Below are 12,150 nucleotides of genomic sequence, written 5' to 3' on the forward strand. Positions count from 1 at the left end.
GTTGACATAAAAAAATCACCGGAATTTTCCAGTGATCTTGCCTGTTATTTTATTGATCGAAATCAAAATAGAATTTCCTTTCCAGATTGGTTGTTGTTTGCTGCCTCAATCTTGAAACAGATTTCACTCATAATATTTAATTTCTCTGACCCATTTATACAGGTCTTTTCCATCTATGTTTTTGATAATCTGTGTCCAGTTTTTATGCTTGTCGAACGTGTATCTGAAGGTAACTACTGTCGGTTTAATATCTTCTTCTTCACGTCCGAATTTATCCAAATAGTAAAGTTTGGTTATATAATTACCGCCATACTCAAAATTAATGTCATGCCATATTTTATTATTCTTATAAAATGTATTCCGTTTCAACCTTTTTTGATCTTTAGTATAGTCATAAATTTTAGAGAAGATAGTACCCTCATCATAGATATTTTCTTCTTTTACCATTTTACCATTATCATATATAATAAATGAAGATATTTTCCCATTTGTAAAAACGGTTTGTTTTATTATATTTCCCAGTTTGTCATACTCATATTTAAGGTGGCTTTTCTCGGAAACCAATTTGTTTTGGTAGTCGCTTTTATAATCAAAAAATTTTTCTTCAATTACTTTATACTGATTGTCATAAATTTTTATCTGATACAATTTTTTATGATAAATAGAATCTTTGCTTTCAGTATAAGAACGTTCTCCAACTTTTTTCCAAATATCATTTGTTATGATGAAAATACTGTCGGTTTTGGTGATAGTGTCAAATTTTGTAGTCAGCATAGGCTGGAAGTTTTCATATTTACCTACATATTTCTTCATAGGTTCATCTTTCCATTTGGAATAATATTCTTTAAACGTAAAAGTTTTGCTATCTTTTTCATAAAAATAACGGGATATATGCTCTGAATAGCTGTTTTTAGATTTCTTGGTTATCAATCTGTTTAACTTATCATAAGTATAATCATAATCATCTACAATTTCTCCCGATTTGTAGTACCATGTTTCTTTTGTAATATTATGGTTTTTATCATAATAAGTTTCATTATTAATATATCTGCAAAAATCTGACTCAAACCAAGATCCCGACATCCTTTTCCTTAAATTATCAGGTCTCATAATAGTAGCATGACCATACTCATTGTCACCTTTCATAAAAGTAAACGGACCGGAATCATTTAGAAAAACTACGTATTCTTTTACGAACTTTGGCTTGCCCAAAACCGTATCTTTTATAATTTGAGCGTTACCATAAACAGAGAGAAACAATAAAATAAATAAAGTTTGTTTCATATTTTGTTATTTTAAAAGCCTTCGAAGAGGCTTGTTTAATTCTATTTCTTCTTTCCTATGGTATCTTTTTGTCCATAAGTTTTGTAATATTCTACTATGAGGCACAAAACTAAGAATATTCTTAACATTATTTTCATCTCCTGTATACTCTGATATCTTTTACTATTTTGTTTCCATAAAAAGTTTTCTCAGCGTTGGTAAAAAAGAAATGATGTGGTACGCCTAAAGTATCTGTTTGACTGATAGGAATATTAGTTTGCCATTCAATAGATAATGTAATCGCATTATAAAAAGAAAATGCTTTTTCACAAAAATTAAAACTGGTATTTTTAATAATATTTTTATTACTTCTAATAGGTAGACTCCAAACCGTTTAGGTTGTATTTGGTTCATATCGTTCAAAAGTTTAGAAAATGGTTGCCCGATATAATTGGCTTTATTCATTTCAAATTGCTTTATATATTACATTGTATGGCAGCGGTATCCCAAGACTCAATTACCAGGCAGAAACTGCCACCCTCAACAACCTGATCCGTGACTGGGAAAATAAGCCGGAACTGGTGTATGCCATTGCCTTTTTTGATTTATCAGATTGGGTAAATGAGCTCAAAGATGCCAAAGGTCAGTTCAATGCAAAATTTCTTTTCCGCACCCAGGAATATGATGATGCGAATCCGGATCCGATTAAATCGAAAAGGGAAGAAACCAATGCCGCTTATTATGCATTACGCGACCGTATCAATGCGCTTCATCTGCTGACGGAAACACCGCTGTCGCGTTATTCCACAGTGATCAATCAGTTCAATGCGCTATAATGTATTGCTGGTGAAACGAAAGGATACGACCACTTCAGAGAGTGATCAAAAGTCTCCTTTAAAGTAATAAAATATTAATAACACGTTGTGCATTGATTCATTTCGTCACTTCGATTAGATTTTGAAAAAATCGTATTGAGAAGTTGGTTTTGAGGATAAATTTCATTCTCGATCCATTTTTTCTTCAAATCAGAATATGTATATATGAAGTCTATTTAAGCTTTTTATATGACCACAAACCGAATGTTCGACGGAGTCAAAAGTCACAAAAGATAAGCTCAATTTTATCTAAAGTTGATGACGACAAATGAAAAAAGGGCACAATAGTCTTAAAAAATCTTCGATTTTTATTCTTTTGAAAACTTTGATTATTCTAATCATTGCGTTAAGATTATCTTTTGTTTTTGTGGTTAATTCTGCAATTAGTTTAAACAAGCTTAACGCTATGTTCGCGAAAGTCTTATCGTTTTATGCATATTCTTTCGAGCGCAAAGGCGCTTTGCTCGGCAAATGATAGCAACTCCTAATGATATAAATCCTGATGGCTGAGGTTACTAGAAGCTACCAGGACACTACCAATCTGAGACACTCTCACTCTCAAATCCTAAAACCCTTCAACCTTCATCTCACGTTTGTCATTCTGAATATAGCAAAGCGAAATGAAGAATCTCTTGAAGTTATTAACGCTATGGCCGCAAGAACATTACTGTATGCATATTTTTTTCGAGCGCAAAGGCGCTTTGCTCGGCAAATGATAGCAACTCCTAATGATATAAATCCTGATGACTGAGGTTACTAGAAGCCACCAGGGCACTACCAATCTGAGACACTCTCACTCTCAAACCCTAAAACCCTTCAACCTTCATCTCACGTTTGTCATTCTGAATGTAGCAAAGCGAAATGAAGAATCTCTTGAAGTTATTAACGCTATGGCCGCAAGAACATTACTGTATGCATATTTTTTTCGAGCGCAAAGGCGCTTTGCTCAGCAAATGATAGTAACTCCTAATGATATAAATCCTGATGACTGAGGTTACTAGAAGCCACCAGGGCACTACCAATCTGAGACACTCTCACTCTCAAACCCTAAAACCCTTCAACCTTCATCTCACGTTTGTCATTCTGAACGTAGCAAAGCGAAGTGAAGAATCTCTTGCAGTTATTAACGCTATGTTCGCAAAAGTCTTATCATTTTATGCATATTTTTTTCGAGCGCAAAGGCGCTTTGCTCAGCAAATGATAGTAACTCCTAATGATATAAATCCTGATGGCTGAGGTTACTAGAAGCCACCAGGACAGTACTCATCTAAAACACTCCCACACTCATATCCTAAAACTCTTAAACCATCCTCTTTTTTGCAAGATGATTACATCGAACGTCACAAGCACCATGCAAGGTAGCTTGCAAGCATCATGCAAGGTACGTCACAAGCATCGTGCTAGCCTCGACACAATCATCTTGCTCTGTACGGTCAGTTCATCTCGACTTGCCAACCCCTCATGCATCAGGCGGTCAACATACCCTTGACCGGGCGGTCAACACTCCTTTGACCGTTCGGTCATCGCATCCACAACAGTACGGTCAACACCACATTGACAAACAGTAGCAAATTACAAAAAACCTTTTTTAAAGACGATCTCGTAAAAATGCAAAGCTCCATTCTATATACATAAAATGAAGCTTTGACTAAGTAAATGAAAAACAAGGTATCTTTATATCGCAGGACCAGCTGCGTCTTTTATTTCTTCCAGAAGTTTCTTCCTCTCACGGAGTCTTCTTCTTGCAATCACCGATTTCCCGGTGAGCATTCTTATAAATCGTACATATTCGAAACGTTCTTTTCCGAAATGATGGGTAAAAACATAGATCAGAATACCGATACCAGCCAGAATAATATATCCGAATATTTTTTTTGAAGCGATAATAATGGCGTTCAGCTGAATGAGCTTCATGTTGGCCGCAACATTCTGCGGAGTCACCGTCATTCCGTCTAAATACACTGCCAGATCCCCAACGGCTACTACCTGAAAACGGTACTGAAACCATGAATAGAGAGCCGAAAAAACACCTACCGCGAGAAATGTCCTCCATACCAGCACAAGGCCGATGGCTGCAAGCATTTCATCCATTTCCAATTTGTCAAGGGTATAAAACCATACTGAAATGAAGAGCGCTCCCATTCCGTATCCTTTCAGAAACATCGGTAGGTACCAGTAATTATAGCTGAATTCCAGCACCATGGAGAAATACATGACGATGGCGTACCCCAGCATCGCTGAAAATCCTGAAAAGATGTACATTTTTAATGGAATTTCTTTTTTAAACCAAAAGATGGCTGTCACACCTGCCAGTATTAATCCGGGAATCATTAAGAGATTAAGCCCAGCATTCGTTAGCTGATCATATCCTAAAACACCTACAGCAAAAGTATTCTGAATAGAAGTTGTCCCCAAAAACATCCCCAGACACAGAAGCATGAACAGCCCGTGTTGTACATTATTTTTAGTAAATATCTTAAAGGATAAATATGGCCTTTTTAAAGTCAGCTGACGTATCGCAAGCAGTGCAAAGCTTACAAGAGCTGCTATTGTGGCGTTGATGATCTTATCTGAATTAAGCCAATCCTGTTGTTTTCCAAATGAAAATACATATGCCGAAAACATAAAGGTAGACATAAAAAGTAAGACACTGAGCCAGTCTATATAATGCAACGGAACCTTTAAGGCAAAATACTTATCATGCATAAAAATCCAGTGCAGAAGAGCCAGAATGAAACATCCTACTGCCGCCATGATGTAAAAGTGCTGCCAGTTGTAACGGATGGAAATATCCACCGCATAATAAGCAACGATCTGATTAAGGACGAGAACAAAAGTATAAAATGCCCCATAAAACATTCCTCGGTTACCAATCATCGCCATCAGCGGAAGAAAAAGCTCAATAGTCACCATCATCTTTAAAAACCCGATAACCAATGAGCTGAACACAAAGATCATAGGATCATACGTCGTGGAATTCAGGTAGCTTAATAATCCCAAAAGCACCAGCAAAACCACCAATTTATCACGGACCTTAAATCTCATTTTCATTCTGAGCACGATGGGCATACAGGCGCCCATTCCGATGGTAGTGGCATAATTGGCCCACATAAAATATTCGGTCATTGCCCCGGTACCACTGACAAGATAGCTGATGTTTCCCGTGTACACCCCACCCAGCGGCATCACTACCGCGAGCAGCAACACAATAAGAAATAGCTGTAGAGGCTTGGGAACCCAGTCGTTGTATAGTCCTTTGTTGTACATAGATTTAGGTTAGAGGTTGAAGGTTGAGGCTGGAAGTTCGAAGGTAAAATGTTTTCCTTTTCATAATTCACTTTTCACATTTCACTTCTCACCATTAATTCTCACATTCACATTCATTCCTGCGCTCAGCTTATTGAGATCCGCTTTCTTATTGGATTCGGTAAACTCTATTCTTACCGGAATTCTCTGCTGAACTTTGATAAAGTTCCCGGTAGAGTTATCCGTCGGAACACTGGAATATCTTGAGCCTGTCGCGGCAGAAATAGCCGTTACAACACCTTCAAATTTTTGTCCGCGCAGTGCATCTACGGTCATCATCAGCTTTTCACCGATCTTGATATCAGGCATCTGGCTTTCAAGGAAATTGGCAGTTACCCATTTTTGTCCGTTTAATACAATCGTCGCTACCTGCTGCCCCGGCTGTATCAGCTGACCTTCAGAGATCGTTCTGCGTCCCATTACTCCGTCATAGGGCGCCGTAATCACGGTATAGGAAATATTGATCTTTGCCATATCCAAAGCAGCTTTTGTTCTTTTAATCTCCGCATCATTGATTCCCAATTTGCTTTTCACCTCTGTGGTAGAAAGATTTGCAGACTGTTTCTGGTTAACTAAAGTTTCATAGGCAGCTTTCTGTGCATCATACTCAGTTTTTACCTGATCGTATTGTTGTCTGGTCACTGCTTCCGAAGCCAACAGGTTTTTGTAACGGTTGAGATTCTGTTCAGCATTCCAGAGTCTTGCTTTAGCTCCGGCAATATTGGATTCCATCACACTGATATTATTGGAAACTGTATTTACGGAAGAACTTGTAGCCGTTCTCTGTGCAAGAGCATTCTGATAAGCTGCTTCTGCCTGCCCCAATTGGGTAAGAATCTCACGGTCATCAAGGATCACCAGGGTGTCTCCTTTTTTTACCTTTTGATGTTCTATGAATTTTATTTCTTTGATATAAGCTGAAACCCTTGTGTTGATAGGATTAATGAATTCCTCCACCTGTGCTGCTTCTGTATATGTTTTATCTCCTACATGAAAATATTCGCGCACCAGCCAGAACAGTCCGAAACCGATCACTACAAAGACGATGATATTGGATATGATGGCTCTTATTCTGTTCTTTTTATTTTGTTTCTTTTTTGCTTCTGTACTGGATTGTACCTGGGCAGAAGATGTATTCTGTATATTTTGTTCCTTGTTTTCCATTGTTTTATTCACCTTTTAAAAATTATAATGTTCCCGTAGATTTCAGAAGATTGTAATATTGATACAGCGTGTTGATCTCTGCATTGGCATAATCTAATTCCGATTGCAGTTTCTGGTTTTGTGCATCAATCATTTCTGCCTGTACCGCCAATTGGTTAAGGTATTTTGCCTCGGTAATTTTATAGTTTTCTTCAGCCAGTTGTTTGGCATCATTAAGAATTTCAGCCTGCTGAATGGCTTCCTGATATTTGATATAGGCGGCATTCACAGCCATATCCACATTCTGTTGGGTCAGTGTTACGGCATCATTCGCCTGGTTTTTCTGAAGTTCTCCCAGCTTTACTCTTTCTTTGGTTTTATATAAATTATCAATATTATAGCTCAAAGAGATTCCGGTCTGCCATCCTCCCGAATACATATCGATTACAGGATTTCTCGTAGTGATAGGTCTCTGTAAAGTATATCCTCCAAAACCTGAAACCGTAGGCATCTTGTCGGTTTTAATAATTTCGATATTCTTATCGGCCACATTAACATTGGTTTGTGCAGATTTCAGCAAAGGATTGTTGTCATGGGCAAGATTCAGGTAATACGCTATTCCGATTCCGGATTCTTTGTTTTCCAGACTTTCAATGGGAAGAATTTCAGTATCTGCAGGAAGGCCTAGGGCAATATTCAGGTTATAATTAAGGATTTTTCTGTTGTTCACCAATGTAAGAATTCCCTGATCTAAATTTTTAATAGCAAGCTCACCACGGATGACTTCGTTTCGGGTTACCATTCCCTGCTGATAGAATTTCTGAATGTTTTTAAGACGTTCCTGAGCCAGTTTCTTGTTACTTTCAAAAACCTGCTGTTGATTTAAAATTTTATAAACGTCGAGATAGTTGGAGATCACCAGGAACTTTATATCCTGCTTATTCTTTTCGAGGTCTAATTCAGAAAGCTGCTCACGTAGTCCCGCCAGTTCAATCGATTTATTGACTAATCCACCTTTGAAAATCAGCTGGGTAGCCTGAACACCATACGTGCTTCCATAATGAGGAATCTGAACGTTTGTAGACTGCGAAAAATCTTTATCAATCACCACCGCATCACCTAAATAAAACTGACTTGTAGAAGCGGTAATATTGGGAAGTTTCTGAAGTTTTACGACATTGGTATTCTGTTTTGCAATATCAATATTCTGCGCCGAGACTTTCAGCTGCTGATGATTCTGAAGGGCAAGTTCTGCCACTTCATTCGCCGTCATCTGTTTTATTTCCTGTGAAAAAAACAGCGCAGGAAAGACTGCTATCATAAATGACAGCACTGTTTTTATATTCTGTACCATTTTACCTTGTTTTACGAATGCAAAGTTATGGCACGAACAAACTCAAACAAATGTTTGAATTTTGGAAAAAGATGTTCAAATGTAAGATTCTAACTTTCGAACTGATTTCTGTACTGTGTGGGGCTTTCGCCTAAATGTTTTTTAAAAAAGTGTGAAAAAGAGTACTGATCACTAAAACCGAGCATTGCGGAAATTTCAGAAACAGGCTTATTAGAGGAATTTAAAAGGACTTTCGCTTCATTGATAACAATCAAAGCGATGATCTCGCTTGCCGACTTACCAGTAACAGCTTTAACGACAGAAGAAAGATGTCTGGTTGTAATCGACTGGCGCCCGGCATAAAACTCAACGCTTCTTTCAGTGTTGTGGTATTTTGCCACGTCATTGAGAAAAATAAAAACAATTTCTTCCTGTCTCGACATCTGGTTCATGGCAGTATTGTCTTCTTTGGAAATAATACCGGCCATCTGGTAACAGAATACAGAAAAAAGATGCTCTACAATTTCTTTTTTATAGGTCATCTCCGTATCAGAATCGAGGATATATTTTAAAAAATTAACACTTTTCCATACGACTTCCATTTCATCAGCATGAAAAGGGACACCAATATTCATCTGCTGGCGGAAGTACCTGTACGTAATTAATCTGTTGAATTTTAACGATAGTGCTGAGATAAATTCTCTTTTGTAAGAAACCATCCTCGACTGAAAATCATCGCTTACAGAAATCATTTCATAGACCGTTTGCGGGTCTGTTACCATAAACATATTGGCAGAAAGCTCCAGATCACGGAAAGATTGCTTTAGCTTAATGGTTCCTGTTTTAATAAAGATAAATGCAGGATTATCTGGCCGGAAAGGCTTGTCGACAGCAATTCTCTCGAAAATATTATGTTGCGTAAAAATCTCAACCCCGAATTTTTCTAAGACAGACATAAGACAAATGTAAGCAATATGTCGAGTGATTACAAAAATTTATTATTTTAGTAATTCCCAAATTACAGCTATGAGAAAAATTGATTTGCTTTTCGCAGAGTATAGTGAAAGCCACAGAAATTCTACTAATAAACTGATTCACTGGATCTGTGTTCCGCTTATTTTCTGGACGATCCTTGGCTTTATTTCACTTATCCCGTCAAAATCGATATGCTTTATCTACATTGGTTGCATCAGCTATGTAAGCCTTGCTGCAATGGCTTTAGTTACGATCTTTTATATAAGACTTTCTGTTCTTATCAGCATCGTGATGCTTATTATAATGGTAATCATGGAAAGTTTTGCGTATGGAATCAATATTCGGTTCAAAGAAAATTCATGGATCGTCTATCTTTCGGTTTTCATTGTCACCTGGATCTTACAATTTGTAGGACATAAAATTGAAGGAAAGAAACCTTCCTTTCTTAAAGATTTACAGTTTCTTTTAGTGGGACCAATCTGGCTGCTAAGTTTTATCCTTAAGAAAATTGGAATCAGATATTAGAATTCTTGGTAAGGAAGATAAAAAGGACGACGGCATCACACTTCAAGCCTGATTACTCTTCCAGAGCATATACTGCAAAACTTGCGAGCCAGTGATCACCTCCGTAATTTCCCTGGAAAAGTAGAGGAAGTCCGTTATTTAAAAAAGTTATTGCTGTTTTTTGAAATTCTTTCTTTAGAGGATGATTAGCAGGAAGTGATTTTGCGATTCCTTTCATACACCATGCTTTGGTGAAAGACAGCCCTACCAGATGTACCGTTTGATAATCAGACAAATCGCTTACCACAGGAATCTTTTCTATATTTTCAATACCGCGTTTATCGTAAAATCTGTTCAGCCATTGTACATATTCAGCCATCGGTAACACCCTTCTCATCAGATCCGCAATTTCAAGGCTCGGAGAAAAGAAATCCGAACCGTCCGGTTCAAGGTAAGCCGGAGTTTTTTCATCTTTCAAATAAAAATATTTTGCTTTTTCAATAAGCTGGTTTTCAAATTCTTTATCTCCTGTTGCTCTTGCCCAATCGATTGCAAAAGCCATGGCAAAAGCCGTATTAGGATGAACTCCCGTTCTGTTCGGGTAAGTCTGCTTAGGTAAATAGGTTTTCCAGGCGTTTAAAATTTTATCTGTCAAAGGTTTAAGATTCTGATGCCAGATTTTAGCTTTGGGATGATTCCATGTGGCTAATTCTTCGTCAAGTTTGAGTAACCATGCCCAGCCATACGTTCTTTCAAAAGTTCCTGTCAGTTGGTATTTTGTAAAATAATCTGCTTCTGCCTGCAGATTTTCCTTTCTGAACGAATTGTCGAGAATATTTTCGATGTCTTTTGCGATCGATAAATCATTTTTTGATTTTAGGAGCCGAATCAGCATCCAATGTCCGTGTACCGAACTATGCCAGTCGAAACATCCGTAAAAAGCAGGATGCAGTTCTTTAGGACTTAAGGGAACTTCACTAGCATTATTAATGATATGCGCCGTTTTATTAGGATACTCCTGAGTAATGCAGTGAATCGGCTTTTCAGCTAATTTTACCGCCATTTCATCGGTAAGCATCGGCGCTTTCTGAGCAAACATCAGAACAGAAGGAAAAATAACGACTAAGAGACTTCTTTTCATTGACTAAAAATATAAAATTATTTCAAGTTTATGTTCTAAAAAATTAATCGAAATTGTAATCTAAACGAGTTTGAAGAAAACGGACTGGATATAAAATCAGAGGTAGAAATTCCTGTAATTTATGACGAGAAAAAGTTTGATTTAAATTTCAGAATTGATATTTTGGTGGAAAACAAAGTTATCTTAGAATTAAAGTCTGTAAAAAGTATTGAAGTATTCATTGCAAGCAATTGCAGACTTATTTGAAACTTTCAGATAAAAAACTAGGATTACTTATCAATTTTAATACAACAAATATTTTGGATGGAATTAAAAGAGTTGTGAATAATTTATAATCTTCTCTCGCTGAGTTTGAAGATCAAGCAGATATTATTTTAATTTTAATCTGCGTCATCAGCAAAATCAGCGAGAGATTATAATCAACTAATAACTGATTTTATTTTCCTAGCACAAATACAGCCGGGATTTTGTGGAGTTCCGGTTTTTGTTTCTGCCATTCTTTTATTGTTTTGGTTTTGATAAACTCATGCTCCGGATCGTTGATATTGGCAGCGATACAAAGCTTTGTATTCGGTGATAAAAACTTGCAGAGATCTTCAAAAAGCTGGTTGTTCCTGTAAGGTGTTTCCATAAAAATCTGTGAATATCCTGTCTTTTGAACCAGGCTTTCAAGCTGAAGAATCTGTTTTTTCTTTTCTCCTTTATCAATCGGCAAATATCCGTTGAATGTAAATTCCTGACCGTTGAAACCACTCGAAATCAACGCTAGAATAATCGAAGAAGGTCCGGAAATCGGGATTACCCGAATATTCTTTTCGTGGCACCATTTCACGATTAAATTACCGGGATCAGCAATACATGGAAGCCCGGCTTCGGAAAGCAATCCAAAATCCTGGCCTTTCAGCATCAGCTCCTGAGCTTCTTTGATATCAGCATTTTCCGTGTACTTATCTAAAAGAAAAAGTTTCAGATCCGATTGTCTTTTTTGCGGGGCAAAAAATTTAACAACCTTCCTCGCCGTTTTTTCATTTTCCACAAAAAAACAGTCGGTTTGCATGATGTAATCTTTTATCACAGGTGAAAAGTGTGTGATAGAAGTATTTTCGGAAAGGTAAGCTGGAAGTAAAAAAAGCATTCTCTTTATTTTTAATGTAAAATTTCTTTTAAAATTGATTCGCATCCACGATCCAAAAGCTGGAAAACATCCTCAAAATCCGTCATATCACCCCAATACGGATCCGGGACTTCAGCGTTCTGATGATCGCCCAAAGCTTCCAGAAATAAAGAAACTTTCTGTCTCTGATCCTCATTTCGTGCTTTTGAAACGACATCTGCCAATACATCTACATCCATACAGTAGATTTTATCAAATATCTCAAAATCATTTGCGATGATAGACCTTGATCTCTGCTTTGAAATATCGATTCCGTGATGAGCTGCAGTTTTTATAGCTCTTTTATCAGGATGCTCACCTTCATGAAGTGAAATCGTTCCCGCAGAATCTATTAAGAAATCTTTAGGTGCTTTAGCTTTCATTATTCCTTCGGCAAGAGGGCTTCTGCAGATATTTCCCAGGCAGACCATCAGTATTTTCATGGCAATATATCGGT

Annotated in this window: 12 protein-coding genes; 4 read left to right on the plus strand and 8 right to left on the minus strand. The window is 37.2% G+C overall.

The window, feature by feature from the left end; genetic code table 11:
- Positions 1–123 precede the first annotated feature (123 nt).
- Positions 124–1,284, minus strand: coding sequence for a hypothetical protein (locus tag BMW64_RS03925; RefSeq protein ID WP_089998573.1), 1,161 nt, complete (start codon positions 1,282–1,284; stop codon positions 124–126).
- 413 nt (positions 1,285–1,697) lie between these two features.
- Here BMW64_RS03925 and BMW64_RS03930 point away from each other — a divergent pair, with 413 nt between their 5' ends.
- The gene (locus BMW64_RS03930; protein ID WP_089998576.1) at positions 1,698–2,099 is read left to right on the plus strand and encodes a DUF6261 family protein; all 402 of its coding nucleotides are present in this window, start codon (positions 1,698–1,700) and stop codon (positions 2,097–2,099) included.
- 1,713 nt (positions 2,100–3,812) lie between these two features.
- On the opposite strand, the gene BMW64_RS03955 is transcribed toward BMW64_RS03930, so the two are convergent.
- The 4 genes from BMW64_RS03955 to BMW64_RS03970 all read right to left on the minus strand — a co-directional run bounded on the left by BMW64_RS03955 (position 3,813) and on the right by BMW64_RS03970 (position 8,876).
- Positions 3,813–5,405, minus strand: a complete 1,593-nt coding sequence (locus tag BMW64_RS03955; protein ID WP_089998584.1) for an MFS transporter — start codon at positions 5,403–5,405, stop codon at positions 3,813–3,815.
- Between the two features lie 81 nt (positions 5,406–5,486).
- Entirely contained in the window at positions 5,487–6,608 is a 1,122-nt protein-coding gene (locus BMW64_RS03960; RefSeq protein ID WP_089998586.1) for an HlyD family secretion protein, read from the minus strand.
- 22 nt (positions 6,609–6,630) lie between these two features.
- Positions 6,631–7,941, minus strand: coding sequence for a TolC family protein (locus BMW64_RS03965; RefSeq protein WP_089998589.1), 1,311 nt, complete (start codon positions 7,939–7,941; stop codon positions 6,631–6,633).
- Between the two features lie 89 nt (positions 7,942–8,030).
- Complete coding sequence (locus BMW64_RS03970; protein ID WP_089998591.1) at positions 8,031–8,876, minus strand: helix-turn-helix domain-containing protein; 846 nt, start codon at positions 8,874–8,876, stop codon at positions 8,031–8,033.
- Positions 8,877–8,946: 70 nt separating this feature from the next.
- Between BMW64_RS03970 and BMW64_RS03975 the strand changes: the two genes are divergently transcribed.
- Positions 8,947–9,420 carry an Mpo1 family 2-hydroxy fatty acid dioxygenase gene (locus BMW64_RS03975; RefSeq protein ID WP_089998593.1) on the plus strand — a complete coding sequence of 158 codons (474 nt, stop codon included), beginning with the start codon at positions 8,947–8,949 and terminating at the stop codon, positions 9,418–9,420.
- 52 nt (positions 9,421–9,472) lie between these two features.
- On the opposite strand, the gene BMW64_RS03980 is transcribed toward BMW64_RS03975, so the two are convergent.
- Positions 9,473–10,540, minus strand: a complete 1,068-nt coding sequence (locus BMW64_RS03980) for a DUF2891 domain-containing protein (protein ID WP_089998595.1) — start codon at positions 10,538–10,540, stop codon at positions 9,473–9,475.
- Between the two features lie 108 nt (positions 10,541–10,648).
- Between BMW64_RS03980 and BMW64_RS21020 the strand changes: the two genes are divergently transcribed.
- Together BMW64_RS21020 and BMW64_RS21025 are read left to right on the plus strand one after the other, a co-directional pair.
- Complete coding sequence (locus tag BMW64_RS21020; RefSeq protein WP_262484201.1) at positions 10,649–10,786, plus strand: GxxExxY protein; 138 nt, start codon at positions 10,649–10,651, stop codon at positions 10,784–10,786.
- Complete coding sequence (locus BMW64_RS21025; RefSeq protein ID WP_262484202.1) at positions 10,783–10,875, plus strand: GxxExxY protein; 93 nt, start codon at positions 10,783–10,785, stop codon at positions 10,873–10,875. Before BMW64_RS21020 ends, BMW64_RS21025 begins: the two co-directional genes overlap by 4 nt.
- A 101-nt stretch (positions 10,876–10,976) precedes the next feature.
- Here the strand turns inward: BMW64_RS21025 and BMW64_RS03990 are convergent, their stop codons facing one another.
- A complete protein-coding gene (locus BMW64_RS03990) occupies positions 10,977–11,675 on the minus strand; it encodes an SAM-dependent methyltransferase (RefSeq protein WP_089999254.1) in 699 nt (232 codons plus the stop codon).
- Between the two features lie 11 nt (positions 11,676–11,686).
- Positions 11,687–12,136 carry a low molecular weight protein-tyrosine-phosphatase gene (locus BMW64_RS03995; RefSeq protein ID WP_089998596.1) on the minus strand — a complete coding sequence of 150 codons (450 nt, stop codon included), beginning with the start codon at positions 12,134–12,136 and terminating at the stop codon, positions 11,687–11,689.
- Positions 12,137–12,150 lie beyond the last annotated feature (14 nt).

This window comes from Chryseobacterium taichungense (genome assembly GCF_900109935.1).
In the GTDB taxonomy this organism is placed as follows: Bacteria; Bacteroidota; Bacteroidia; order Flavobacteriales; family Weeksellaceae; genus Chryseobacterium; species Chryseobacterium taichungense.

Bases quoted from the DNA above. Each gene is read 5' to 3' on its own strand.
- BMW64_RS03975 (WP_089998593.1), top strand. From the start codon at position 8,947: ATGAGAAAAATTGATTTGCTTTTCGCAGAGTATAGTGAAAGCCACAGA.
- BMW64_RS03980 (WP_089998595.1), bottom strand. From the start codon at position 10,540: ATGAAAAGAAGTCTCTTAGTCGTTATTTTTCCTTCTGTTCTGATGTTT.
- BMW64_RS03960 (WP_089998586.1), bottom strand. From the start codon at position 6,608: ATGGAAAACAAGGAACAAAATATACAGAATACATCTTCTGCCCAGGTA.
- BMW64_RS03970 (WP_089998591.1), bottom strand. From the start codon at position 8,876: ATGTCTGTCTTAGAAAAATTCGGGGTTGAGATTTTTACGCAACATAAT.
- BMW64_RS03995 (WP_089998596.1), bottom strand. From the start codon at position 12,136: ATGAAAATACTGATGGTCTGCCTGGGAAATATCTGCAGAAGCCCTCTT.
- BMW64_RS03930 (WP_089998576.1), top strand. From the start codon at position 1,698: ATGGTTGCCCGATATAATTGGCTTTATTCATTTCAAATTGCTTTATAT.
- BMW64_RS03925 (WP_089998573.1), bottom strand. From the start codon at position 1,284: ATGAAACAAACTTTATTTATTTTATTGTTTCTCTCTGTTTATGGTAAC.
- BMW64_RS03990 (WP_089999254.1), bottom strand. From the start codon at position 11,675: ATGCTTTTTTTACTTCCAGCTTACCTTTCCGAAAATACTTCTATCACA.
- BMW64_RS03965 (WP_089998589.1), bottom strand. From the start codon at position 7,941: ATGGTACAGAATATAAAAACAGTGCTGTCATTTATGATAGCAGTCTTT.
- BMW64_RS03955 (WP_089998584.1), bottom strand. From the start codon at position 5,405: ATGTACAACAAAGGACTATACAACGACTGGGTTCCCAAGCCTCTACAG.